21 protein-coding genes are annotated in these 24,047 nt (G+C 72.7%); 15 read left to right on the top strand and 6 right to left on the bottom strand.

Annotated features, from left to right (window positions below; genetic code table 11):
- Positions 1 to 159: 159 nt before the first annotated feature.
- Complete coding sequence (locus ACGF1Z_RS09670) at positions 160 to 507, bottom strand: hypothetical protein (protein ID WP_393001769.1); 348 nt, start codon at positions 505 to 507, stop codon at positions 160 to 162.
- Positions 508 to 702: 195 nt separating this feature from the next.
- Entirely contained in the window at positions 703 to 969 is a 267-nt protein-coding gene (gene rpsT, locus ACGF1Z_RS09665) for a 30S ribosomal protein S20 (RefSeq protein ID WP_188270270.1), read from the bottom strand.
- 184 nt (positions 970 to 1,153) lie between these two features.
- On the opposite strand from rpsT, the gene lepA reads away from it, so the two are divergent.
- The 3 genes from lepA to hemW all read left to right on the top strand — a co-directional run bounded on the left by lepA (position 1,154) and on the right by hemW (position 6,513).
- Positions 1,154 to 3,025: a translation elongation factor 4 gene (gene lepA / locus ACGF1Z_RS09660; RefSeq protein ID WP_393001766.1), complete on the top strand. Its 1,872-nt coding sequence runs from the start codon at positions 1,154 to 1,156 to the stop codon at positions 3,023 to 3,025.
- A 214-nt stretch (positions 3,026 to 3,239) separates the two neighbouring features.
- A complete protein-coding gene (locus tag ACGF1Z_RS09655; protein WP_393001764.1) occupies positions 3,240 to 5,117 on the top strand; it encodes an AMP-dependent synthetase/ligase in 1,878 nt (625 codons plus the stop codon).
- Positions 5,118 to 5,280: 163 nt separating this feature from the next.
- Positions 5,281 to 6,513: a radical SAM family heme chaperone HemW gene (gene hemW, locus ACGF1Z_RS09650; RefSeq protein WP_393001762.1), complete on the top strand. Its 1,233-nt coding sequence runs from the start codon at positions 5,281 to 5,283 to the stop codon at positions 6,511 to 6,513.
- Between the two features lie 924 nt (positions 6,514 to 7,437).
- Here hemW and ACGF1Z_RS09645 read toward each other — a convergent pair.
- Together ACGF1Z_RS09645 and ACGF1Z_RS09640 are read right to left on the bottom strand one after the other, a co-directional pair.
- A complete protein-coding gene (locus ACGF1Z_RS09645) occupies positions 7,438 to 8,241 on the bottom strand; it encodes a DUF3097 domain-containing protein (protein WP_393001760.1) in 804 nt (267 codons plus the stop codon).
- 10 nt (positions 8,242 to 8,251) lie between these two features.
- Complete coding sequence (locus ACGF1Z_RS09640; RefSeq protein ID WP_393001758.1) at positions 8,252 to 8,977, bottom strand: MBL fold metallo-hydrolase; 726 nt, start codon at positions 8,975 to 8,977, stop codon at positions 8,252 to 8,254.
- 176 nt (positions 8,978 to 9,153) lie between these two features.
- On the opposite strand from ACGF1Z_RS09640, the gene hrcA reads away from it, so the two are divergent.
- The 7 genes from hrcA (at position 9,154) to ACGF1Z_RS09605 (ending at position 16,256) form a co-directional block, all read left to right on the top strand.
- Positions 9,154 to 10,173 carry a heat-inducible transcriptional repressor HrcA gene (gene hrcA, locus ACGF1Z_RS09635; protein WP_393001756.1) on the top strand — a complete coding sequence of 340 codons (1,020 nt, stop codon included), beginning with the start codon at positions 9,154 to 9,156 and terminating at the stop codon, positions 10,171 to 10,173.
- Positions 10,174 to 11,310: a molecular chaperone DnaJ gene (gene dnaJ / locus ACGF1Z_RS09630; protein WP_393001754.1), complete on the top strand. Its 1,137-nt coding sequence runs from the start codon at positions 10,174 to 10,176 to the stop codon at positions 11,308 to 11,310.
- A gap of 565 nt (positions 11,311 to 11,875) precedes the next feature.
- Positions 11,876 to 13,027, top strand: coding sequence for a nitronate monooxygenase (locus ACGF1Z_RS09625; protein ID WP_393001752.1), 1,152 nt, complete (start codon positions 11,876 to 11,878; stop codon positions 13,025 to 13,027).
- Positions 13,024 to 13,767, top strand: a complete 744-nt coding sequence (locus ACGF1Z_RS09620; protein ID WP_393001750.1) for a 16S rRNA (uracil(1498)-N(3))-methyltransferase — start codon at positions 13,024 to 13,026, stop codon at positions 13,765 to 13,767. The genes ACGF1Z_RS09625 and ACGF1Z_RS09620 overlap by 4 nt, the downstream gene beginning before the upstream one ends.
- A gap of 202 nt (positions 13,768 to 13,969) precedes the next feature.
- Positions 13,970 to 14,329 (top strand): histidine triad nucleotide-binding protein, encoded by a 360-nt coding sequence (locus ACGF1Z_RS09615; RefSeq protein WP_393001748.1) that lies wholly within the window; start codon positions 13,970 to 13,972, stop codon positions 14,327 to 14,329.
- Between the two features lie 14 nt (positions 14,330 to 14,343).
- On the top strand, positions 14,344 to 15,258 hold the full coding sequence (locus ACGF1Z_RS09610) for a ribonuclease Z (RefSeq protein WP_393001746.1): 915 nt from the start codon (positions 14,344 to 14,346) through the stop codon (positions 15,256 to 15,258).
- Entirely contained in the window at positions 15,258 to 16,256 is a 999-nt protein-coding gene (locus ACGF1Z_RS09605) for an adenosine deaminase (protein WP_393001744.1), read from the top strand. The genes ACGF1Z_RS09610 and ACGF1Z_RS09605 overlap by 1 nt, the downstream gene beginning before the upstream one ends.
- Positions 16,257 to 16,328: 72 nt before the next feature.
- On the opposite strand, the gene ACGF1Z_RS09600 is transcribed toward ACGF1Z_RS09605, so the two are convergent.
- The gene (locus ACGF1Z_RS09600; RefSeq protein ID WP_393001742.1) at positions 16,329 to 17,672 is read right to left on the bottom strand and encodes an MFS transporter; all 1,344 of its coding nucleotides are present in this window, start codon (positions 17,670 to 17,672) and stop codon (positions 16,329 to 16,331) included.
- A gap of 121 nt (positions 17,673 to 17,793) precedes the next feature.
- On the opposite strand from ACGF1Z_RS09600, the gene ACGF1Z_RS09595 reads away from it, so the two are divergent.
- The 5 genes from ACGF1Z_RS09595 (at position 17,794) to ACGF1Z_RS09575 (ending at position 22,483) form a co-directional block, all read left to right on the top strand.
- A complete protein-coding gene (locus ACGF1Z_RS09595) occupies positions 17,794 to 19,044 on the top strand; it encodes a carbohydrate kinase family protein (RefSeq protein ID WP_393001740.1) in 1,251 nt (416 codons plus the stop codon).
- Between the two features lie 198 nt (positions 19,045 to 19,242).
- Positions 19,243 to 20,304, top strand: coding sequence for a PhoH family protein (locus tag ACGF1Z_RS09590; protein WP_393001738.1), 1,062 nt, complete (start codon positions 19,243 to 19,245; stop codon positions 20,302 to 20,304).
- Positions 20,305 to 20,316: 12 nt separating this feature from the next.
- On the top strand, positions 20,317 to 20,814 hold the full coding sequence (ybeY, locus tag ACGF1Z_RS09585; RefSeq protein WP_382479829.1) for an rRNA maturation RNase YbeY: 498 nt from the start codon (positions 20,317 to 20,319) through the stop codon (positions 20,812 to 20,814).
- An 11-nt stretch (positions 20,815 to 20,825) separates the two neighbouring features.
- Positions 20,826 to 22,133 (top strand): hemolysin family protein, encoded by a 1,308-nt coding sequence (locus tag ACGF1Z_RS09580; RefSeq protein WP_393001736.1) that lies wholly within the window; start codon positions 20,826 to 20,828, stop codon positions 22,131 to 22,133.
- Positions 22,130 to 22,483, top strand: coding sequence for an MmcQ/YjbR family DNA-binding protein (locus tag ACGF1Z_RS09575; RefSeq protein ID WP_393001734.1), 354 nt, complete (start codon positions 22,130 to 22,132; stop codon positions 22,481 to 22,483). The genes ACGF1Z_RS09580 and ACGF1Z_RS09575 overlap by 4 nt, the downstream gene beginning before the upstream one ends.
- A gap of 3 nt (positions 22,484 to 22,486) precedes the next feature.
- Here ACGF1Z_RS09575 and ACGF1Z_RS09570 read toward each other — a convergent pair whose 3' ends face one another.
- Entirely contained in the window at positions 22,487 to 23,920 is a 1,434-nt protein-coding gene (locus tag ACGF1Z_RS09570) for an MFS transporter (protein ID WP_393001732.1), read from the bottom strand.
- Between the last annotated feature and the right edge of the window lie 127 nt (positions 23,921 to 24,047).

Below are 24,047 nucleotides of genomic sequence, written 5' to 3'. Positions count from 1 at the left end.
TCGACCCGGCCGGGCGTCGGCCCCGTGCTCCGGACGGCCGGGCGCCAGCCCGGTGCTCCGAACCCGCCGGGCTCCGGCCGTCACCACGACGCCGACCGTCACACCACGACGCCGACCGGCACCACGACGCAGGGTGCCCGGCCACTGCGGGCCGGGCGGTCAGTCGCCGTGGGGTGTGCGGCCGCCGCGGCGGGCCTTGCGGCCCAGGCGTCCCGAGCGGCGCGCCACGCGGGCGAGGAGGCTCGGACGGTGCCGGGGCGGAAGCGGGGTGCGCTCGGCCCAGGGGGCGGGCGACAGCAGCGGGGCCTTGCGTCCGGCCTGCGCCTGGACCTCCACGTACGACTCGTGCGCCGTGATCCGGAACGCCTCGTCGTGCGCGGCCAGCGCCGCCGTGATCGCCGCACCCGCCGTGCCCCTGCGGCGCACCACGACGGCCAGGCGGGCCAGCAGTCCCAGCACCCCGGCGAGCGCCGCCGCGATCACGAGAAGCGGCAGGAAGTCGGTCATGGGGTGAGCCTACGCGCGGCCCCCGGTACGCCGAAGGCCCCGTCGCCTCCTGGGGAAGGAGGGCGGCGGGGCCTTCGGCGTCAAGCTGGTGGCTCGTACACGCGTGGCGAACGCGTCTCGCGTACGGAGCCGGGTGGCCGGGCGGGAGCGGTTAGAGGGCCCGCTGGTTCCCGTGCGGCCGTATCACATCAGAGCTCAGCCCTGGAGGGAGGCAACCTTGGTGGCCAGCGCCGACTTCTTGTTGGCGGCGGCGTTCTTGTGGATGACACCCTTCGAGACAGCCTTGTCGAGCTGACGCGAGGCGGCACGAGTGGCAACGGTGGCCTTCTCGAGGTCGCCGGCGGCGACAGCCTCACGGGCCTTGCGGATCGCGGTCTTGAGCGACGACTTGACGGCCTTGTTGCGCAGGCGCGCCTTCTCGTTGGTCTTGTTCCGCTTGATCTGGGACTTGATGTTCGCCACGAAAGAGCCTTTACAGGTTCGATGTTTCTTCAGGATGTACCGCGCAGCTGAGAGGGCACACGAGGCACAGCCGTCCACGTTATCAGCCGCTCCCCAGGCCGCCCAAACCGAGCACCGGCCCGCAGTCATGGGACCATGGAGCCTACGTGTCCGTTCTGAACATCGCCCGAGACGAGAACCCTGCGTGCCCGCGACTCCTACCAACGTGCCCGAGCCGAGCCGTACCGACCCGGCTCTGATCCGCAATTTCTGCATCATCGCGCACATCGACCACGGCAAGTCCACGCTCGCCGACCGGATGCTCCAGCTGACCGGTGTGGTCGACCAGCGGCAGATGCGCGCCCAGTATCTCGACCGGATGGACATCGAGCGTGAGCGCGGCATCACGATCAAGTCCCAGGCGGTCCGGCTGCCGTGGGCGCCGACCGACGGGCCGGCCCAGGGCGACACGCACATCCTGAACATGATCGACACCCCCGGGCACGTCGACTTCACGTACGAGGTCTCGCGTTCGCTCGCGGCCTGTGAGGGCACGATCCTCCTGGTCGACGCCGCGCAGGGCATCGAAGCGCAGACGCTGGCCAACCTGTACCTGGCGATGGAGAACGACCTCACCATCGTCCCGGTCCTGAACAAGATCGACCTCCCGGCCGCGCAGCCGGAGAAGTTCGCCGAGGAGCTGGCCAACCTCATCGGCTGCCAGCCGGAGGACGTCCTCAAGGTCTCGGCGAAGACCGGCATGGGCGTCGAGGCGCTGCTCGACCGCGTGGTCCGGGACATCCCGGCCCCCGTGGGTGTCGCGGACGCCCCCGCCCGCGCGATGATCTTCGACTCCGTGTACGACTCGTACCGCGGCGTGGTGACCTACGTCCGTGTCGTCGACGGGCAGCTCAACAAGCGCGAGCGCATCAAGATGATGTCGACCGGCGCCACCCACGAGCTCCTGGAGATCGGCGTCTCGTCGCCGGAGATGACGCCGTCGGACGGTCTCGGCGTCGGCGAGGTCGGCTACATCATCACGGGTGTGAAGGACGTCCGCCAGTCCAAGGTCGGTGACACGATCACCTCCCTGAACAAGGGCGCCACCGAGGCCCTCGGCGGTTACAAGGACCCGAAGCCGATGGTGTTCTCGGGCCTCTACCCGCTGGACGGCTCGGAGTACCCGGACCTCCGCGAGGCCCTCGACAAGCTGCAGCTGAACGACGCCGCGCTCGTCTACGAGCCGGAGACCTCCGCCGCGCTCGGCTTCGGCTTCCGCGTCGGCTTCCTCGGCCTGCTCCACCTCGACGTGATCCGCGAGCGCCTGGAGCGCGAGTTCGGTCTCGACCTGATCGCCACCGCCCCCAACGTGGTCTACCGCGTGGTCATGGAGGACGGCAGCGAGCACACGGTCACCAACCCGAGCGAGTTCCCCGAGGGCAAGATCAGCGACGTGTACGAGCCCGTCGTACGCGCCACGATCCTGGCCCCCAGCGAGTTCATCGGCGCGATCATGGAGCTGTGCCAGACCCGCCGCGGCACGCTGATCGGCATGGACTACCTCTCCGAGGACCGGGTGGAGATCCGCTACACCCTGCCCCTGGCCGAGATCGTCTTCGACTTCTTCGACCAGCTGAAGTCCAAGACCCGCGGTTACGCCTCGCTCGACTACGAGCCCACCGGCGAGCAGGCCTCCAGCCTGGTCAAGGTCGACATCCTGCTGCACGGCGACAAGGTGGACGCGTTCTCCGCCGTCACCCACAAGGACGCCGCGTACGCCTACGGTGTGCGGCTCGTCGCCAAGCTGCGTGAGCTCATCCCGCGGCAGGCCTTCGAGGTGCCCATCCAGGCGGCCATCGGCTCCCGGGTGATCGCCCGTGAGACCATCCGCGCCATCCGCAAGGACGTCCTCGCCAAGTGCTACGGCGGTGACATCTCCCGTAAGCGGAAGCTGCTGGAGAAGCAGAAGGAGGGCAAGAAGCGGATGAAGATGGTCGGCTCCGTGGAGGTCCCGCAGGAGGCGTTCATCGCGGTCCTGTCGAGCGACGACTCGGCCGGCGGCAAGGCCAAGAAGTAGTCGCCGCGGAGGCCGCGAAGTAGCTGCCTCATACACCGACATGTCCCTCGAACGGGTCTGTGCGCCGAGTGCGTGCAGACCCGTTCGTTATATGCAAGCCCTTACGCGCCAGTCCCCGGCGCTCTACTCTGAAGCCGCTCGAAGGTTACTCGCCAGTTAGTTACGCACTGTCCGACCCACCGCCTGACCGCACCGCCGCCGCCCGGAGGACGTCGTGAGCGACACACAGACCCTGATCGAGAACCGGCCGCCGTCCGTGGCGACCCTCTTCCTTGAGCGAGTCGAGCGGACGCCGGACGCTGAGGCCTACCGCTACCCGGTGCCCGCTGCCGCCGACCAGGGGCCGGACGACTGGAAGTCGCTCACCTGGGCGCAGGCCGCCGAGCGCGTCTACGGCATCGCGGCCGGCCTCATCGACCTCGGCGTCCAGCCGGAGGAGCGGGTGGCCCTCGCCTCCTCGACCCGGGTCGAGTGGATCCTCGCCGACCTCGGCGTCATGTGCGCCGGCGCCGCCGTCACCACGATCTACCCGCAGACCAACGCCGAGGAGTCGGCGTTCATCCTCTCCGACTCCGACTCGCGCGTCCTGATCGCGGAGAACGCCGCACAACTGGCCAAGGCCGTCGAGCGCCGTGCCGACCTGCCGAAACTCCACCACGTCGTCGTCATCGACGCCGAGGGCGCGGACACCTCCGACGAGTGGGTGCTCACCCTCGCCGACCTGGAGGCGCGCGGCAAGGCGTACCTGGAGAAGCACCCGGAGGTCGTGAAGGAGCGCGTCGGGGCCATCACCCCCGACCAGCTCGCCACGCTCATCTACACGTCGGGCACCACCGGCCGCCCCAAGGGCGTCCGCCTCCCGCACGACAACTGGTCGTACATGGCCAAGGCGATCGCGGCCACCGGACTGGTCACCCAGGACGACGTGCAGTACCTCTGGCTGCCGCTGGCCCACGTCTTCGGCAAGGTGCTCACCTCCGGCCAGATCGAGGTCGGGCACGTCACCGCCGTCGACGGCCGCATCGACAAGATCATCGTGAACCTGCCGGTCGTGCAGCCCACCTACATGGCCGCCGTCCCGCGCATCTTCGAGAAGGTCTACAACGGCGTCGCCGCCAAGGCCCGCGAGGGCGGCGCGGCCAAGTACAAGATCTTCCAGTGGGCGGCCGAGGTCGCCCGCGAGTACGCCAAGGTCACCCAGGACAACTTCCGCCGCACCGGCACCGCCTCCGCGCCCTTCGGCCTCGCCGCCAAGCACAAGGTTGCCGACGCGCTCGTCTACAAGAAGCTCCGCGAGGCCTTCGGCGGCCGGCTGCGCGCCGCCGTCTCCGGCTCGGTCGCGCTCGCCCCGGAGATCGGTTACTTCTTCTCCGGCGCCGGCATCCACATCCTGGAGGGCTACGGCCTCACGGAGTCCTCCGCCGCCTCCTTCGTCAACCCCGGCGAGGCCTACCGCACCGGTACCGTCGGCAAGCCGCTGCCCGGCACCGAGGTCCGCATCGCCGACGACGGCGAGATCCTGCTGCGCAGCCCCGGCGTCATGGAGGGCTACCACGGCCTGCCGGAGAAGACCGCGGAGGTCCTGGAGCCGGACGGCTGGTTCCACACCGGCGACATCGGCGAGCTGTCCGCCGACGGCTACCTGCGCATCACCGACCGCAAGAAGGACCTCTTCAAGACCTCCGGCGGCAAGTACATCGCCCCGACGGAGATCGAGGGCCAGTTCAAGGCCGTCTGCCCGTTCGTCTCCAACATCGTGGTGCTCGGCGCCGACCGGAACTACTGCAGTGCCCTCATCGCCCTCGACGAGCCCGCCATCCTCGGCTGGGCCGCCGAGCACGGCCTCGGCGGCAAGTCCTACGCGGAGGTCGTCGGCTCCCCGCAGGTCGAGCAGCTGATCGAGGGCTACGTCGGCCGCCTCAACGAGGGGCTGCAGCGCTGGCAGACGATCAAGAAGTTCCGGCTCCTGCCGCGGGACCTCGACGTCGAGCACGGCGAGCTCACGCCGAGCCTCAAGATGAAGCGACCGGTGGTCGAGCGGACCTACCAGCACCTGATCGACGAGATGTACGCCGGGGCGCGGGAGGCCTGACGGGCCCGGCCCGACGTCGCGCGCCGGGCCGGGCGGTCCGGCCGCACCGACCGGATCCGGTCGCACCCGACGGGTCCGGTCGGACCGCACCGGCCTGACCTGGGGCTTCCGGAGTTTTCCACAGGCGCGGGGCTTACCCCGGGCGGTACGGGACAATGGGCTCATGCCTTCCGTACTGCCCGATGGTGAGCCCATGCCCGAGGACGGTGCGCTGCCCGCGAGCGCCCTGCAGGGCGCCGGGGAGCGACCGCTCGGGTTCTATCTGCACGTGCCGTACTGCGCCACCCGGTGCGGCTACTGCGACTTCAACACCTACACCGCGAGCGAGCTGCGCGGTGCCGGCGGCGTGCTCGCCTCCCGGGACAACTACGCGGGGCAGGTGGCCGAGGAGATCCGGCTCGCGCGCAAGGTCCTCGGCGACGACCCGCGTCCGGTGCGGACGGTCTTCGTCGGCGGCGGCACCCCCACGCTGCTCGACGCGGCCGACCTCGTGTCCATGCTCGCGGTCATCCGGGACGAGTTCGGGCTCGCGGACGACGCCGAGGTGACGACGGAGGCGAACCCGGAGTCCGTCGACCCCGCGTATCTGGCGACGCTGCGCGAGGGCGGCTTCAACCGGATCTCCTTCGGGATGCAGAGCGCCCGGCAGCACGTGCTGAAGGTCCTCGACCGCAGCCACACGCCCGGACGCCCCGAGGCCTGTGTCGCCGAGGCGCGCGCGGCCGGCTTCGAGCACGTCAACCTCGACCTCATCTACGGCACGCCCGGGGAGTCCGACGACGACTGGCGGGCCTCGCTGGACGCGGCGATCGGGGCCGGCCCGGACCACGTCAGCGCCTACGCGCTGATCGTGGAGGAGGGCACCCAGCTGGCGCGGCGCATCCGGCGCGGCGAGATACCGATGACCGACGACGACGTGCACGCCGACCGCTACCTCATCGCCGAGGACGTGCTCTCCCGGGCGGGCTACGCCTGGTACGAGGTGTCCAACTGGGCCACCTCCGATGCCGGCCGCTGCCTCCACAACGAGCTCTACTGGCGCGGCGCCGACTGGTGGGGCGCGGGACCGGGCGCCCACAGCCACGTCGGCGGGGTCCGGTGGTGGAACGTCAAGCATCCGGGTGCGTACGCGGCGGCGCTGGGGGCCGGCAGGTCGCCGGGGGCCGGGCGCGAGCTCCTGACCGAGGAGGACCGCCGGGTGGAGCGGGTGCTCCTGGAGCTGCGGCTCCGGGAGGGCTGCCCGCTGACGCTGCTGCGCCCGGCCGGACTGGCGGCGGCCGAGCGGGCGCTCGCGGACGGCCTCCTCGACCCCGGGCCCTACGCCGACGGACTGGCCGTGCTGACGCTGCGGGGCCGGCTGCTCGCCGACGCCGTGGTCCGCGACCTGGTGGACTAGCCGCCCCCGCCCTCGGCCTTCAGGTGTCCGGAGCGCGCCCCCGCGCGGGCGTTCCGGCCCGGAGGACGACCCCGAGGCGGGCCCGGGCGCCGGGGTCCGGGACCCCCGGGGCGGCCCCGGTGCTCCGGGACGGGCCCTGGCCCTCCGGGGCGGGCCCCGGTCTCCCCCCACCGGGCCGCCCCCCCCGGGGACCGGCCCCGGCCCCCGGTACCGGCCCCGGCCCCTGGTACCGGCCCTGGCCCTTCGGGACGGGCCCTGGCCCTTCGGGACGGGCCCTGGCCCTTCGGGACGGGCCCTGGCCCTTCGGGACGGGCCCCGGTGCTCCCAGACCGGCCCCGGCCCCCGGTACCGGCCCCGGCGCTCCCAGACCGGCCCTGGCCCTCCGGGACGGGCCCTGGACCTACGAGACTGGCCCCGCTGCTCCCTAGACCAGCCCCGGTCCTACGAGACCGGTCCCGGCCCTCCCATCACGGGTCCCGGCCCTCCCGTGACGGGCCCCGGGCCTCCCGTGACCGGCACCGGCCCTCCCGGGACGGGCCCCGGGCCCCCGAGGACGGGCTTGCGGGCTTCCGGGATTGCCTGCGGGCCCTCCGCGGTTGGCTGCGGGGGCTCCCGGAGGGCTCGGCCTTCCCGGAGTGCCCGCCGTCAGGCTCTCCGGGAGCGCCTGCCGTCAGGCCTTCCCGGAGCGCTGCCGTCGGGCATTCACGGAGCGCTGGCGTCGGGCCTTCCGGGAGCACCCGCCGTCAGGCCCTCCCCCGGCGCCTGACGTCCGGCCTTCGTGGAGGGTGCGCCGTCGGCTCAGGGGCCTGTCTCCCGGCGGGCGCCGGTGTTCCGGAACGCCGGGCCCGTCTCCCGGGCCGGTCTCCGGGGGCTCCGTGTCCGCCGGGTCGGGCCGGGGAGCGGGGGAGGAGAGAGGTTCGGCGGTCACGGGGCCGTGACGAAGTCGATGAGTTCCTCGACCCGGCCCAGGAGGGCCGGTTCCAGGTCCTTGTACGAGTGCACCTTCGACAGGATGTGCTGCCAGGCCGCGCCCGTGTTCTCGGGCCAGCCCAGGGCGCGGCAGACGCCGGTCTTCCAGTCCTGGCCGCGGGGCACCGCCGGCCAGGCGCGGATGCCGACCGAGGAGGGCTTCACGGCCTCCCAGACGTCGATGTACGGGTGGCCGACGACCAGGACGTCGGGGGAGGTGACGCGGGCGGCGATGCGGGACTCCTTGGAGCCCTCCACCAGGTGGTCCACCAGAACACCCAGGCGGGCGTCCGGGGCCGGGGCGAAGTCGGCGACGATGGCCGGCAGGTCGTCGACGCCCTCCAGGTACTCCACGACCACGCCCTCGATGCGCAGGTCGTCGCCCCACACCCGCTCGACCAGCTCGGCGTCGTGGCGCCCCTCCACGTAGATGCGCCCGGCCCGGGCGACGCGCGCGCGGGCGCCCGGGACCGCGATCGAGCCGGAGGCCGTGCGGGTGGGGCGGGACGGGCCCGGCTGCGAGGGGCGGACGAGGGTGACGACCCGGCCCTCCAGGAGGAAGCCGCGCGGTTCCATCGGGAAGACCCGGTGCTTGCCGAAGCGGTCCTCCAGGGTGACCGTGCCCGCCTCGCAGCGGACCACCGCCCCGCAGAAGCCCGTCGAGACCTCCTCGACGACGAGTTCGTGGTCCGCCGGGACCTCCGGCACGGGGGCCGACTTCTTCCAAGGAGGCGTCAGATCCGGGTTGTAGCTGCGCATTCGGGCGACGCTACGACACCTCGAAGCGGTGTGCCAGCTCATCCCGCTGGCGTCGGACGAAGTCCGCGTCCACCAGCGCGCCGTGCCCCGGCACGTACACCGCGTCCTCGCCGGCCAGGGACAGCAGCCGGTCCAGGGCGGCAGGCCAGCGGGCCGGGATCGCGTCCGGGCCCGCCTGCGGCTCTCCCGACTCCTCCACCAGATCGCCGCAGAAGACGATCTCCCGCTCGCCCGGCACGAGGAGCGCCAGGTCGTGGCCCGAGTGGCCGGGGCCGACGTTGGCGAGCAGGACCTGGCGCCCGCCCAGGTCGAGCGTCCATTCGCCCGAGACGGTGTGACGCGGGGCGACCAGCACCTCGGCGGCCTCCGCCGCGGCGCGTTCGTCCACCCCCTGCCGCACCGCGTCCTTGCGCAGCTCCTCCGCCTCCCGGGGCAGCAGCGCGTCCATGCCCACCGCGCCGAAGACCTCGGCGCCCGCGAAGACCGCCGTGCCGAGGACGTGGTCGAAGTGGGGGTGGCTGAGTGCGACATGCGTCACCCTCCGGCCGCCTGTGATCGACGCCACCTGCGCGCGCAGTTCGGCGCCCTGCGCGAGGGTGGCGCCCGTGTCGTACAGCAGCACCGCGTCCCGGCCGACGACCAGGCCCACGGTGGCGTCCCAGCCCGGCAGCCGGCGGCGTCCCACGCCCTCGCCGAGCCGTTCCCAGCCCTGTTCTTCCCATCGCTCCGTCGGCATGTCTTCCCCTTCCATAGCCATCCGGCGACGCTATCCGCTCCGACCCCTCCGAGCCTGCCTCCTTGCCAGGAGCGACGTCCGCCGCCGTACACTGGCCGGGGATTGCTGGCACTCGGGCAGGGCGAGTGCCAAAAGCGGAGCAACCGGAACCGGATCGACAGCTGGAGGTGCGCGCGATGCTCAGCGAACGCAGACTCGAGGTGCTGCGCGCCATCGTCCAGGACTACGTCGGGACGGAGGAGCCGGTCGGCTCCAAGGCGTTGACCGAGCGCCACAGGCTCGGCGTGTCGCCCGCCACCGTGCGCAACGACATGGCGGTCCTGGAGGAGGAGGGCTACATCGCCCAGCCTCACACCAGCGCCGGCCGCATCCCCACCGACAAGGGCTACCGCCTCTTCGTGGACCGGCTCGCGGGCGTCAAGCCCCTGTCGACCCCGGAGCGGCGGGCGATCCACAACTTCCTCGACGGAGCCGTCGACCTCGACGACGTCGTCGGCCGCACGGTCCGGCTGCTCGCGCAGCTGACCCGCCAGGTCGCCGTCGTGCAGTACCCCTCGCTGACCCGCTCGACGGTCCGGCACGTGGAACTGCTGTCGCTGGCCCCCGCCCGGCTGATGCTGGTGCTCATCACCGACACCGGCCGGGTCGAGCAGCGCGTGATCGACTGCCCCGCGCCCTTCGGCGAGAACTCCCTCGCCGACCTGCGGGCCCGGCTCAACAGCCGGGTCGTCGGCCGCCGGTTCGCCGACGTTCCGCAGCTGGTGCAGGACCTGCCGGACTCCTTCGAGGAGATCGAGGACCGCGGCACGGTCTCGACCGTGCTCGCAACCCTCCTCGAAACCCTCGTGGAGGAGCAGGAGGAGCGGCTCATGATCGGCGGCACCGCCAATCTGACCCGCTTCGGACACGACTTCCCCCTGACGATCAGGCCCGTCCTGGAAGCCCTGGAGGAGCAGGTCGTGCTCCTCAAGCTGCTCGGCGAGGCCAAGGAATCGGGCATGACCGTACGCATCGGGCACGAGAACGCCCACGAGGGGCTGACGTCCACGTCGGTCGTCTCGGTCGGCTACGGTTCCGGCGGCGAGGCAGTCGCCAAACTCGGCGTGGTCGGACCGACCCGCATGGACTACCCCGGAACGATGGGAGCGGTACGCGCAGTGGCACGTTACGTCGGACAGATCCTGGCGGAGTCGTAAGTGGCCACCGACTACTACGCCGTACTCGGCGTACGCCGCGACGCGTCGCAGGACGAGATCAAGAAGGCCTTCCGCCGTCTTGCCCGCGAGCTTCACCCGGACGTGAACCCGGACCCGAAGACGCAGGAGCGGTTCAAGGAGATCAACGCCGCGTACGAGGTCCTCTCGGACCCGCAGAAGAAGCAGGTCTACGACCTCGGCGGGGACCCGCTGTCCGCCGCCGGCGGTGGCGGGGCCGGCGGCTTCGGAGCGGGCGGTTTCGGGAACTTCTCGGACATCATGGACGCCTTCTTCGGTACGGCGTCCCAGCGCGGCCCGCGCTCGCGCACCCGGCGCGGCCAGGACGCGATGATCCGTCTGGAGATCACCCTCGACGAGGCGGCCTTCGGCACCACCAAGGACATCCAGGTCGACACGGCCGTCGTCTGCACCACCTGCTCCGGTGAGGGCGCCGCGCCCGGCACCACCGCGCAGACCTGTGACATGTGCCGCGGCCGGGGCGAGGTCTCCCAGGTCACCCGGTCCTTCCTGGGCCAGGTCATGACCTCCCGCCCCTGCCCGCAGTGCCAGGGCTTCGGCACCGTGGTCCCCACCCCGTGCCCCGAGTGCGCGGGCGACGGGCGCGTGCGGTCCCGCCGTACGCTCACGGTCAAGATCCCGGCCGGTGTCGACAACGGCACCCGCATCCAGCTGGCGGGCGAGGGCGAGGTCGGCCCCGGCGGCGGCCCCGCCGGCGACCTGTACGTGGAGATCCACGAGCTCCCGCACGACGTCTTCCAGCGGCGCGGCGACGACCTGCACTGCACGGTCACCATTCCGATGACGGCGGCGGCGCTCGGCACGAAGGTGCAGCTGCAGACGCTGGACGGGCTGGAGGACGTCGACATCCGCCCGGGCACCCAGTCCGGCCAGTCGATCCCGCTGCACGGCCGCGGCGTCACGCACCTGCGGGGCAACGGCCGGGGCGACCTGATCGTCCACGTCGAGGTGCAGACCCCGACGAAGCTCGACCCCGAGCAGGAGCGCCTGCTGCGCGAGCTGTCCCAGCTGCGCGGCGAGGAGCGGCCGACGGGGCAGTTCCAGCCGGGACAGCAGGGTCTGTTCTCGCGCCTGAAGGACGCGTTCAACGGGCGCTGAGGCGCCGCGGCACGAGCGAAGGGCGGTCCCGCGTTCCCGCGGGGCCGCCCTTGCGCGTTGCCGCGAGGGCGGGTGGGCGCGGGTTCCGCCCGTCCGGTCCTGCCTCGCCCTTCCGCCCTTCGGCGGGGGCGTGAGCGTGCCGCCCGTCCGCGTGCCGCCCGTCCGCGTGGGCGCGCTCGCCTTCCGGCCCCCGGGTCCACTCGTCCGCGTCCGCGTCCGCGTTCCGCGTTGCCGCGCGGGTGCGCTCCGGCCTTCCGCCGCCGCCCGTCCGGCCCCGCCCGTCCGCGTTCTGCCCTTCAGCCCCCCCGCCACCCGCGCATGGGTCCGGGTCCCGCCCCTGACGCCTTCCGCGGGGAGGGTTTCGCGGTCGGGCCGGGCGCATGGGCCGCGTCGCACCCGACCGTGTCCACGGGCCCCGGGGGCAGGGGCCGTGACGGGGGCTTCCGGTGGGGCCGGCGTGGCCGCGCGCGGCGCTCGCGCACGGCTCCCGCAGCCTCCCCGTACCCCTCCCGCACCCCTCCCGTACCGATTCGGCCCGGTCGTTCCGTCATGGCACGATGCCTGCATGTCCACCGCGCTCAACGATCTCTCTCGTCATCCGATCGTGCAGGCCCCCATGGCGGGTGGCGCATCCTGTCCCGAGCTCGTCGGGGCCGTGTGCGAGGCGGGGGCGCTCGGGTTCCTGGCCGGGGGGTACAAGACCGCGGGCGGGCTCTACCAGGAGGTCAAGCAGGTACGCGCGCTCACCGCGCGGCCCTTCGGGGTCAACCTCCTCATGCCGCCGGGAGGCCAGCCCGCCGATTCCGCCGCCGTCGAGGTCTACCGGCACCAGCTCGCGGGCGAGGCCACCTGGTACGAGACGCCGCTCGGTGACGCCGAGCAGGGGCGGGACGACGCCTACGACGCGAAGCTGGCGATCCTCCTCGACGACCCGGTGCCGGTCGTCTCCTTCACCTTCGGCTGCCCCGACCGCGACGCCCTCGACGCGTTCGGCCGGGTCGGTACGTTCACGATCGTCACCGTCACCTCCGTCGAAGAGGCCCGGACCGCCGAGCGCGCCGGCGCCGGAGCGATCTGCGTGCAGGGCGCCGAGGCGGGCGGACACCGGGCCACCCACCGGGACGACCCGGCCGACGGGCCCGCCCCGGGCCGGGGCCGCGGGCTGCTGCCGCTGCTCACCGAGGTCCGTGAGGCCGTCCGGCTGCCGCTCGTCGCGACCGGCGGGATCATGCGCGGCCGCCAGATCGCCGCCGTGCTCGCCGCGGGCGCCGACGCCGCGCAGCTCGGCACCGCGTTCCTCCCCTGTCCCGAGTCGGGCGCGCATCCGCTGCACAAGCGGGCCCTCACGGATCCGCTGTTCACGCACACCGAGTTCACCCGGGCCTTCTCCGGGCGCCCGGCGCGGGGACTCGTCAACCGCTTCCTGCGCGAGCACGGGCCCTACGCCCCGGCCGCGTACCCCGAGGTGCACCACCTCACCGCCCCGCTGCGCAAGGCCGCCGCCACCGCAGGCGACCCGCAGGGGATGGCCCTGTGGGCCGGGCAGGGCCACCGGATGGCGCGGGAGCTCCCGGCCGGCCGGCTGGTCGAGGTCCTCGTCGAAGAACTCCAGTCCGCCCTCTCCGCCCTCTCCGGCCTCGCAAGCAGCGCCACCGCCGACGATGCAGGCGGTACCACCCGCACCACCGGCACCCCACGTACCAGGAGCACCTCGTGACCGCACCCGTCTTCGTCGTCGACACCGTTCCCGTGAGCGGCGGCTTCCTCCTCGACGGGCCCGAGGGCCGGCACGCCGTCTCCGTGAAGCGGCTGCGCGCGGGCGAGGAGCTCGTGCTGACCGACGGGCAGGGGCGCTGGGCCGAGTGCGTCGTGGTGTCCGCCGAGGGCAAGGACCAGCTGACCGTGCAGGTCTCGGCGGAGCACGAGGAGCCCGTGCCCGCGCCGCGCGTGACGGTCGTCCAGGCCCTGCCCAAGGGCGACCGCGGCGAACTGGCCGTCGAGATCATGACGGAGACCGGCGTGGACGCGATCGTGCCATGGGCCGCGTCCCGCTGCATCACGCAGTGGAAGGGCGACCGCGGTCTGAAGGCGCTCGCGAAGTGGCGGGCCACGGCCCGCGAGGCCGGCAAGCAGTCGCGTCGCACCCGTTTCCCCGAGGTGACCGACCTGATGTCGTCGAAGCAGGTCGCCGCGCTGCTCGCGGAGGCCGACTTCGCGGCCGTCCTGCACGAGGACCGCGACCACCCGAGCGGGGCGCTCGCCACCGCGGAGCTGCCGGACAGGGGATCGATCGTCCTCGTCGTGGGGCCCGAAGGCGGGGTTTCCCCCGAGGAGTTGGCGCTCTTCGAGAGTGCCGGCGCCCGGCCCTACCGCCTCGGGCACAGCGTCCTGCGCACCTCCACGGCGGGCACGGCGGCCGCGGCACTCGTCCTCGGCCGCACGGGACGCTGGTCGTAGGCCGCGGCGCTGATCCCAGAACGGGGCGCTGATCCGAGGACGCGGCGCTTCGCCCGACGGGCGGCCGTGCGGGGTTCGGGCGGTCCGCCGGCCGCGCGTGCGCTGCGGGGGCCGGGTGGGGGCCGGTTGTCGGTGGGGAGGTCGGGGTGTCCGGATAGCATGCGCGTGTACGGATGATCGACGGAGGCGAGGAGGCCCGGGCATGGCCGGAGAGCCGCAGAGCGACTGCCTGTTCTGCAAGATCGCGGAGGGGGAGGTCCCGGCGACGATCGTGCGCGAGACGGAGACGACTCTCGCGTTCCGCGACATCAACCCGCAGGCGCCGACCCACATCCTGGTCATCCCGCGGGTGCACTACCCCGACGCCGCCTCCCTCGCGGCCGCCGCGCCGACCGTCGCCGCCGACGTGCTGCGCGTGGCCGGCGAGGTCGCGGCCGAGGAGAAGGTGGACGGCAGCGGCTTCCGCATCGTCTTCAACACCGGCGCCGGCGCCGGCCAGACCGTCTTCCACGCGCACGCCCACGTCCTCGGCGGCCGCGGCCTCAACTGGCCGCCCGGATAGGCCGGGACGCTCTCTTGTCCGTACGCGAACTGGTCGTCCTCGGCACGGCCAGCCAGGTCCCGACCCGGCACCGCAACCACAACGGCTATCTGCTGCGCTGGGACGGGACCGGCATCCTCTTCGACCCCGGTGAGGGCACCCAGCGGCAGATGCTCCGGGCCGGGGTCGCGGCGCACGACCTGAACCGGATCTGCGTGACGCACTTCCACGGCGACCACTCGCTGGGCCTCGCCGGCGTGATCCAGCGGATCAACCTCGACCAGGTGCCCCACCCGGTCGCCGCGCACTACCCCGCGAGCGGGCAGCGGTACTTCGAGCGGCTGCGCCACGCGACGGCCTACCGCGAGACCGTGCGTCTGGTGGAGGAGCCGGTCGCCGCCGACGGACCGCTCGCCGTCACCGACGCGTACACGCTCGACGCGCGGCTGCTCTCGCACCCCGTGGAGTCGTACGGCTACCGGCTGACCGAGCCAGACGGGCGCAGGCTGCTGCCGGACCGTCTCGCCGCGCACGGCATCAAGGGCCCCGACGTCGGCCGGATCCGGCGTGAGGGGGTCCTCGGCGGCGTCACGCTGGAGGACGTGAGCGAGGTGCGGCGCGGACAGCGGTTCGCGTTCGTCATGGACACCCGGCTGTGCGACGGGGTGTACGCGCTCGCCGACGGCGCCGACATGCTCGTCATCGAGTCGACCTTCCTCGACGAGGACGTCCGGCTCGCCACCGACCACGGGCACCTGACGGCAGGTCAGGCGGCGACGGTCGCCCGGGAGGCGGGCGTCCGGCACCTCGTGCTGACGCACTTCTCGCAGCGGTACGCCGAGCCGGAGGAGTTCGAGCGGCAGGCGCGGGCCGCCGGGTTCGAGGGGGAGCTGAGTATTGCCCAGGACCTGATGAGGGTCCCCGTACCGAAGAGACAGAACGTTTCCTGATGCCCGTACCCAAGGCCGAACTGCACCTCCACATCGAAGGCACCCTCGAACCCGAGCTGGCGTTCGCGCTGGCCGCGCGCAACGGGGTGACGCTCCCGTACGCCGACACCGAGGCGCTGCGCGAGGCGTACCGCTTCAGCGACCTGCAGTCCTTCCTGGACCTGTACTACGCGCTGATGGCGGTCCTGCGCACCGCCGACGACTTCACCGAGCTCGCCGACGCGTACCTGGCTCGGGCCGCGCGGCAGGGCGTCCGGCACGCCGAGATCTTCTTCGACCCGCAGGCGCACACGGCGCGCGGCGTGCCCTTCGGGGTCGTGGTCGAGGGACTCTGCGCGGCCCTCGACCGCGCCGCGGAGCGGCACGGGATCTCCACCCGGCTCATCATGTGCTTCCTGCGCGACGAGTCGGCGGAGTCGGCGATGGCGACGCTGGAGGCCGCGGAGCCGTACCTGGACCGGATCACGGGCATCGGGCTCGACTCGGCCGAGGTCGGGCACCCGCCGGCCAAGTTCCGCGAGGTGTACGAGGCTGCCGCCCGCCTCGGCCTGCGGCGGGTCGCCCACGCGGGGGAGGAGGGCCCGCCGTCGTACATCCGGGAGGCCCTCGACGTCCTCGGCGTCGAGCGGGTCGACCACGGCCTGCGGTGCCTGGAGGACCCCGAGCTCGTGGAGCGCCTCGTCCGGGAGCGGATTCCGCTGACGCTGTGCCCGCTCTCCAACGTGCGGCTGCGGGCCGTCGACACGATCGAGGACCACCCGCTGCGGGCGATGCTGGGCGCGGGGCTCGTGGCGACGGTCAACTCCGACGATCCGGCGTACTTCGGCGGCTACGTCGACGACAACTTCACGGCCGCCCGCGAGGCGCTCGGGCTGTCCGCCGACCAGCTGCGGACGCTGGCCCGGAACTCCTTCCTGGCGTCCTTCCTGGAGGACGAGGAGGAGCGGCGGGCGGAGTACCTGGCGGAGGTCGAGGCGTACGACTTCGCAGGGGAGTAGGCCGCGAGCCGGCGGCCGCTCGCGCCGCCGTGCCCCTCCCGTCGCAGGGTGGGGCGGGGAACGGGCGAGCGCCTACGCGCGGTCCGACGGGCGGGCCAGGTCGTAGGTCGACCTGGTCGCGTGCCGGGCCGGGGCGTCCAGCTGGATCGGGGCGATCTCCTGCTCCGGGGCGCCGAGTTGGGGGACGAGGGCCGGGGTCGGGGTGGTGGTCGCGGCCAGGAGCGCCGCCGGTGCGCCGCCGCGGCGACGGACGGAGCCCGGGACCAGGGGACGGCCCGAGACGTGGCGGGCCACGGCCGTCATGGGGACGGCGATGAGCAGGAGCAGCGCGCACAGGGTCAGGCCCATGCCCGGGTACCCCGCCGCCTCCGACAGGACGCTGCCGGTGACCGGGCCGCACGCCACCCCCAGGGACGACGCCGAACCGACCAGCACCGCCCAGCGCCCCCGCGGGTCCAGCGAGGCGGCCAGACCGAGGAGGTAGGACAGGACGACGGGGTAGAAGGCGTTCCACGCGATCTCGCCCGTCGCGAAGCCCACCGGGGTCGCCGCGGCCGAACTCAGCAGGACACAGCCGGCGATGAGCGCCGTGCCCGCGCCGATCGGCACCGCACGGCCCAGCCGCGAGCCCAGCGCACCCGCCACCACCACGCCCGCCAGGCCCGCGCCGAGGGCGACGGCGAAGACGGCGCCGAGGGCGACCTCCGAGAGGCCGGCCTGGGTCAGGCCGATCCGGCCGCTGACGCCCCACAGCGCGTTCTGCGCCATCGACCAGAGCAGGATCGCGCCCGCGAGGACCGCGCCCGCCCGGCGGTGCGGGAGGGGCCCGGTGGCGGGCGTCCCGTGTCCGGCCTGCCGGCCGGCCCCGGTCGCGGGGGCCAGGGCCTTCGTGGCCGGCCATACGGCCATCGCGGTGGCGGCTATCGCCGCGAACGGCAGCGTGTGGCCACCGCCCAGCCGCGGCAGCGTCAGGTACAGCGCGCCCGCCGCCGCCGAGACCGACAGCAGGCCGAGCGCCGAGGCGCGGTGCGGGTCGGGGCGGCCCGCGATGCCGGCCGCGGCGACCGCCGTGCACGTGCCCGAGCCGAAGCCGCCCACGACGGCGCCCAGCACGACCAGCGGGAGCTCGTGCGTGGCGGCGGCGGTGCCGTAACCGACCGCCATGGCCGCGAGGCCCAGCCGTGCCGCCCGGCGCGGGCCGACGCGGTCCACGCGGGAGGCGAGCGTGAAGCCCGCCGAGGCCGAGCCGAGGAGGAGGATCGAGCCGACCAGGCCGGCTTGGGACGGGCCGAGACCCAGACCCGCGGAGAGCCGGCCGACGAGGGTCGGGAGGAGGTAGGGGGCCAGGTATCCGGCCGTGAAGAGGGCGACGAGAGCGGTGTGCGGTGCCAGGGCACGCGCAGGGCGCGACGACATGGGCGTTCCAGGAAATGAACAGGGAAATGAGATGGCGCCCGGGGAGTCACGGGGTCGCGGCACCATGTGTATCAAGCATCCGAGTGGGCGGAGAAGCCGGTATCCCCCGATTCGGTCTGTGATGTGGGTCACGATTGGTTTGGAGGGCGATCGAGTGGGTATCAAGGGCCGGAATCGTCGCGTCCACCCCGCCTCGCCGTCCCCTTCGGGCACACTGTCCGGATCGGCACCCCGCTGCCGATCCGCCGCACCCACGACCGGGGAGCCCGCCGTGACCGAACGCGACAACGACGTCGACCCGCTGGTGTGCCTCCGCGAGCCCACCGACCCCCAGTGCGACGTCTTCCTCACCGGCACGGTGTTCCTCGACATCATCTTCACCGGGCTCGACTCCGCCCCCGTCCGCGGCACCGAGTCCTGGGCCCGCGGCATGGGATCCAGCCCCGGCGGCGTCGCCAACATGGCGACCGCGCTCGCCCGGCTCGGGCTGCGGACCTCGCTGGCCGCCGCGTTCGGCGACGACCACTACGGCGAGTACTGCTGGGACGCGCTGGAGCAGGGCGAGGGCATCGACCTCTCGCTGTCGCGCACCGTGCCCGGCTGGCATTCGCCCGTCACCGTCTCCATGGCCTACGAGGGCGAGCGCACCATGGTGTCGCACGGCCACGCCGCCCCGCCCCTGGACGGCGCCCTGCCCGCCTACCCGCCGCACGCCCGCGCCGCCGTGGCCTCCCTGGTCCCGGGCCGCAGCGAGGAGTGGGTGGCCCGCGCGGCCGGCTCGGGCGCCAAGGTCTTCGCCGACGTGGGCTGGGACGACACCGGACGCTGGGACCTCGCCGGGCTCACGGACCTGGAACACTGCGAGGCCTTCCTGCCCAACGCCGCCGAGGCGATGCGCTACACCCGCACCGACTGCCCGCGCGCCGCCGCCCGGGCGCTCGCCGACAAGGTGCGGTACGCGGTCGTCACGCTCGGTTCCGAGGGTGCCTACGCCGTCGACGGGGCCACCGGCGAGACCGCCGAGGTGCCCGCCATCCAGGTCTCGGCGCTCGACCCCACCGGCGCCGGGGACGTCTTCGTCGCCGGCTTCGTGACCGGGACCCTCGCCGGCTGGCCGCTCGCCGACCGGCTCGCCTTCGCGGGGCTGACCGCGGCCCTCTCCGTGCAGGAGTTCGGCGGGTCGCTCTCCGCGCCGACCTGGGGCGAGATCGCCGCCTGGTGGCAGCACGTCCAGGGGCACGAGTGCCAGGACCCGGTCGCCCTGCGCGAGCGCTACGCCTTCCTGGAGCGCCTGCTGCCCGCCCCGGGCCGCCCGTGGCCCCTGCGCCGGGCCGTACCCACCATCGGCTTCCGCGCCGCCCCGGCCTCCTGAGGGCCGCTTCCCCCGGAGGCCCGGCCGGGGGAGGGCCGGGCGTGCCCGCCGCCCGGCGCGTCGCCTCCCGGCCGCGCGGGGCGTCCCCGAAATTCCGTTCTGGGTTGTCCGATGCGAGTCGTAGGCTTGGTATCCGAGAGGTTGTCGAGCAGCGAGAACCCTGCAACAGGAGGTATGTGCAGGCCCCAGTGCCGGCCCATGACTCAGACACCCACAGCCCACGCCCCCGCCCCCGGGCCCGGGCAGGCACGCGCCCGCTTCACCGTCCCCGCGAAGCACCCCATGGTGATGATGCTGGGTTCCGGTGACTCCCTGCTTCGCGTGATCGAGGAAGCGTTCCCGGCGACGGACATCCACGTCCGGGGAAACGAGATCAGCGCGACCGGTGAGGCTCAGGAAGTCGCGCTGATCCAGCGCCTGTTCGACGAGATGATGCTGGTGCTCCGCACCGGTCAGCCGATGACGGAGGATGCCGTGGAACGTTCGATCGCGATGCTGCGCGAGGAGAACGGGGAGGGCGGGGAGGCGGCCGAGACCCCCTCCGAGGTGCTCACCCAGAACATCCTGTCCAGCCGCGGCCGGACCATCCGCCCCAAGACCCTCAACCAGAAGCGCTACGTCGACGCCATCGACAAGCACACCATCGTCTTCGGCATCGGCCCCGCCGGCACCGGCAAGACGTATCTGGCCATGGCCAAGGCCGTCCAGGCCCTGCAGTCCAAGCAGGTCACCCGGATCATCCTGACCCGGCCGGCGGTCGAGGCGGGCGAGCGGCTCGGCTTCCTGCCCGGCACGCTCTACGAGAAGATCGACCCCTACCTGCGGCCGCTCTACGACGCGCTGCACGACATGCTCGACCCCGACTCGATCCCCAAGCTGATGGCCAACGGAACGATCGAGGTCGCGCCGCTGGCGTACATGCGCGGTAGAACCCTCAATGACGCGTTCATCATCCTGGACGAGGCGCAGAACACGAGCCCCGAGCAGATGAAGATGTTCCTCACCCGCCTCGGCTTCGACTCGAAGATCGTCATCACCGGTGACATCACCCAGGTCGACCTGCCGGGCGGCACGAAGAGCGGTCTGCGGCAGGTCCGGGACATCCTCGAAGGCGTCCCCGACGTGCACTTCTCGACGCTCACGTCGCAGGATGTCGTACGGCACAAGCTCGTCGGCCGTATCGTCGACGCGTACGAGAAGTACGACAGCCGCAACGACAGCCGCACCGGCGGCCGTCAGGACGGCCGTAACGGGAAGTAGAAGCAACCGCACATGTCGATCGACGTCAACAACGAGTCCGGCACCGAGGTCGACGAGCAGTCGATCCTCGACATCGCCCGCTACGCGCTCGCGCGCATGCGCATCCACCCGCTCTCCGAGCTCTCGGTGATCGTGGTGGACGCCGAGGCGATGGAGCAGCTCCACATCCAGTGGATGGACCTGCCGGGTCCGACGGACGTCATGTCCTTCCCCATGGACGAGCTGCGCCCGCCGTCGAAGGACGACGAGGAGCCCCCGCAGGGGCTCCTCGGCGACATCGTGCTCTGTCCCGAGGTCGCCACGAAGCAGGGCGAGGACGCGCCGACGCGGCACTCCATGGACGAGGAGCTCCAGCTCCTGACCGTCCACGGGGTGCTGCACCTGCTGGGCTACGACCACGAGGAGCCGGACGAGAAGGCCGAGATGTTCGGCCTTCAGGCCGCCATCGTGGACGGCTGGCGCGCGGAGAAGGGCCTGACCGGCCCGTCGCCGGCGCCGACCGTCTCCTGAACGGGGCGGTCATGAGTGCTCAGCTGATCCTGGGCGCCGTCGCCCTGGTCATCGTCGCCTGGCTGGCCGCGTGCGCCGAGGCCGGCATCGCCCGGGTCTCCAGCTTCCGCGCCGCCGAGGCCGTACGGTCCGGGCGACGGGGCGCCGAGCGGCTCGCCCAGGTCGCCTCCGACCCGACCCGCTATCTCAACGTGGCGCTGCTCGTGCGCGTCGCCTGCGAGATGGCGGCCGGGGTGCTCGTCACGTACGCGTGTCTGGAGGAGTTCGCGGAGACCTGGCAGGCGCTGCTCGTCGCGATCGTCGTGATGGTGCTCGTGTCGTACGTCGCCGTGGGCGTGTCGCCGCGCACCATCGGCCGTCAGCACCCGCTGAACACGGCGACCGCCGCCGCGTACGTGCTGCTGCCGCTGGCGCGCGTCATGGGCCCGATCCCGCAGCTGCTCATCCTCATCGGCAACGCGCTCACGCCCGGCAAGGGCTTCCGCAAGGGACCGTTCGCCTCCGAGGCCGAGCTGCGCGCGATGGTCGACCTGGCCGAGCAGGAGTCGCTGATCGAGGACGAGGAGCGCCGCATGGTGCACTCGGTCTTCGAGCTCGGCGACACGCTGGTGCGCGAGGTGATGGTGCCGCGCACCGACCTCGTCTGCATAGAGCGGTACAAGACCGTCCGTCAGGCCCTCACCCTCGCACTGCGCTCCGGTTTCTCCCGGATTCCGGTGACGGGCGAGAACGAGGACGACATCGTCGGCGTCGTGTACCTGAAGGACCTGGTCCGCAAGACGCACATCAACCGGGAGGCCGAGGCCGATCTGGTGTCCACGGCGATGCGCCCGGCGGCCTTCGTGCCCGACACCAAGAACGCGGGCGACCTGCTGCGCGAGATGCAGCAGGAGCGCAACCACGTCGCCGTCGTCATCGACGAGTACGGCGGCACGGCCGGGATCGTCACCATCGAGGACATCCTGGAGGAGATCGTCGGTGAGATCACCGACGAGTACGACCGGGAGCTGCCGCCCGTCGAGGAGCTCGGCGGGGACCGCTACCGGGTCACCGCCCGTCTGGACATCGGCGACCTCGGCGAGCTCTACGGCTTCGGGCCGGACGAGTACGACGACGAGGACGTGGAGACGGTCGGCGGACTGCTCGCCAAGGCCCTCGGCCGGGTGCCGATCGCCGGCGCCAACTCGGTCGTGGAGCTGCCGGACGGGCGGACGCTGCGGCTCACCGCGGAGTCCCCGGCCGGCCGCCGGAACAAGATCGTGACCGTGCTCGTCGAACCGGTCGGCACCGCCGGCCCCGAGGAGGGAACCGACTCGTGACGCCCGACCAGCTGCGCGCCTTCTGCCTGGACTTCAACGACGCGAGCGAGGAGTTCCCCTTCGGTCCCGGCGTCTCCGTCTTCAAGGTGGCCGGGAAGATGTTCGCGCTGTCCTGGTTGGACGCCGACCCGCTGACGGTCAATCTGAAGTGCGATCCGGACGACGCGGTGCGGCTCCGTGAGGAGTATCCGGCGATCGCCCCGGGCTATCACATGAACAAGCGGCACTGGAACACCGTGAGTGTGGGAGAGCTCCCGGACCGGATGGTCCGGGAGCTCGTCGAGGACTCGTACGACCTCGTCGTCGCCGGTCTGCCGAAGGCGGTACGGCTCCGCCTCGACCGGCCCTGAGCGTCAGGCACGGTTCCGCAGGCCGATCGCGACCAGGACCGCCGTCGCCAGGACGATCGCCGCGTCCAGGGCGAGGACCGTGCGCACGCCCCCGTACAGGCTGTCGCCGGTGGTGGCGAGGACGCCGAGCAGCGGGATGCCGACGGTGAGGCCGACCTGCTGGGTCGTGGTCACCAGACCGGTGGCCAGGCCCTGCTCCTCGTCCGGGACGCCGGAGGTGGCGGTCACGCCGTACGCGATGATCGCGCCCAGGTGGCACATGGAGGCCAGCGAGACTGCGACGGTCGCCAGGATCGCGCCCGATCCGGTGCCGACGGCGAGCAGTCCGGCGGTCAGCACGCCCTGGCCGGCGAGCCCGGCGACCAGGGTGCGGCGGGCGCCGAACCGGCCGATCACCCGGGCGGCGAAGGAGCCGGCGAGGACCGACATGACGCCCTGGACGCCGAAGACCAGGCCGGTCTGGAAGCCCGTCAGGCCGAGCGTCTCCTGCAGGTAGAGGGTCAGGACGAAGATGACGGTGGACATCATGGCGAAGGTGACGAGTCCGCCCAGGTTCCCGAAGGCGACCGTGCCGCGCCTCAGCATCGGCAGGGACACCAGCGGGGCCTCGTGCCGGGACTCGACGACCACGAAGGCGACCAGCAGGGCCACGCCCGCCACGAGGGTGATCAGGACGTCGGCGCCGCCGAAGCCGCGCTGGGCCGCGGTCGACAGGGCGTAGATCAGGGAGAGCAGGCCGCCGGTGACGGTCACCGCGCCGGGCACGTCGAGGCGGGGCCGCTCGGGGGTGCGGGACTCGGGCAGCAGGCCGGGGACGAAGGGCAGCACCAGGGCGCTGAACAGGGCGAGCAGGCCCATGGTGGAGCGCCAGCCGAGGGTGTCGGTCATGACGCCGCCGAGGACCATGCCGACGGTGAAGCCCAGCGACAGGATGGTGCCGGAGATGCCGAGCGCCCGGTCACGCTGCGGGCCCTCGGGGAAGGTGGTGGTCAGCAGGGCCATGCCGGTCGGCACGATGGCCGCCGCGCCCAGGCCCTGCAGGGCGCGGCCGGTGAGGAAGGCGGCCGGGCTCCAGGCGAAGGTGGCGAGCAGCGAGGCGGTGCCGAAGAGCGCGAGGCCCGTGAGGAAGAGCTTCTTGCGTCCGTAGAGGTCGCCGATCCGGCCGGAGAGCAGCAGGAAGCCGCCGGACGGCAGGGCGAAGGCGGTGACCGCCCACTGCAGGGCGGAGGTGCTCAGTCCGAGGTCGGCGCCGAGTACGGGCAGGGCCACGTTCAGGACGGAGAAGTCCAGCGACACCATGAACTGGGCGGCGCACAGCACGATCAGGATGAGCCGGGCGCGGCCGGTGAGTGCCGGTGCCGCGCCGGCGGCGGGGGGAGCGGGAGGGGTCGGGGCGGTTGCGGTCGGGGAGGCCTCGGTGGAGGTGACGGTTGCCATGGCGACGACTCTCGTGGTCCGGGAATGCCCGTGGGGAGCGGGAACTTATCCTGTTGGTCGCACCACCAGGCACCACCAGGCACCACCACGCGTCCAGGGGGAGGAAGCACACGTGGCCACGGCAGTG

This window comes from Streptomyces sp. NPDC048018 (assembly GCF_043202995.1).
Lineage (GTDB): Bacteria > Actinomycetota > Actinomycetes > Streptomycetales > Streptomycetaceae > Streptomyces.
Note: the sequence above shows the minus strand (reverse complement) of the source record. Positions and strands in the feature narration are given on the sequence as shown.

What these genes read in the sequence shown, in the direction of transcription:
- ACGF1Z_RS09670 (WP_393001769.1), bottom strand. Translation starts at nt 507, where the DNA reads ATGACCGACTTCCTGCCGCTTCTCGTGATCGCGGCGGCGCTCGCCGGG.
- hemW (WP_393001762.1), top strand. Translation starts at nt 5,281, where the DNA reads ATGCCTTCCGTACTGCCCGATGGTGAGCCCATGCCCGAGGACGGTGCG.
- ACGF1Z_RS09645 (WP_393001760.1), bottom strand. Translation starts at nt 8,241, where the DNA reads ATGCGCAGCTACAACCCGGATCTGACGCCTCCTTGGAAGAAGTCGGCC.
- ACGF1Z_RS09640 (WP_393001758.1), bottom strand. Translation starts at nt 8,977, where the DNA reads ATGCCGACGGAGCGATGGGAAGAACAGGGCTGGGAACGGCTCGGCGAG.
- hrcA (WP_393001756.1), top strand. Translation starts at nt 9,154, where the DNA reads ATGCTCAGCGAACGCAGACTCGAGGTGCTGCGCGCCATCGTCCAGGAC.
- ACGF1Z_RS09625 (WP_393001752.1), top strand. Translation starts at nt 11,876, where the DNA reads ATGTCCACCGCGCTCAACGATCTCTCTCGTCATCCGATCGTGCAGGCC.
- ACGF1Z_RS09615 (WP_393001748.1), top strand. Translation starts at nt 13,970, where the DNA reads ATGGCCGGAGAGCCGCAGAGCGACTGCCTGTTCTGCAAGATCGCGGAG.
- ACGF1Z_RS09605 (WP_393001744.1), top strand. Translation starts at nt 15,258, where the DNA reads ATGCCCGTACCCAAGGCCGAACTGCACCTCCACATCGAAGGCACCCTC.
- ACGF1Z_RS09600 (WP_393001742.1), bottom strand. Translation starts at nt 17,672, where the DNA reads ATGTCGTCGCGCCCTGCGCGTGCCCTGGCACCGCACACCGCTCTCGTC.
- ACGF1Z_RS09595 (WP_393001740.1), top strand. Translation starts at nt 17,794, where the DNA reads ATGTGGGTCACGATTGGTTTGGAGGGCGATCGAGTGGGTATCAAGGGC.
- ACGF1Z_RS09590 (WP_393001738.1), top strand. Translation starts at nt 19,243, where the DNA reads ATGACTCAGACACCCACAGCCCACGCCCCCGCCCCCGGGCCCGGGCAG.
- ybeY (WP_382479829.1), top strand. Translation starts at nt 20,317, where the DNA reads ATGTCGATCGACGTCAACAACGAGTCCGGCACCGAGGTCGACGAGCAG.
- ACGF1Z_RS09580 (WP_393001736.1), top strand. Translation starts at nt 20,826, where the DNA reads ATGAGTGCTCAGCTGATCCTGGGCGCCGTCGCCCTGGTCATCGTCGCC.
- ACGF1Z_RS09570 (WP_393001732.1), bottom strand. Translation starts at nt 23,920, where the DNA reads ATGGCAACCGTCACCTCCACCGAGGCCTCCCCGACCGCAACCGCCCCG.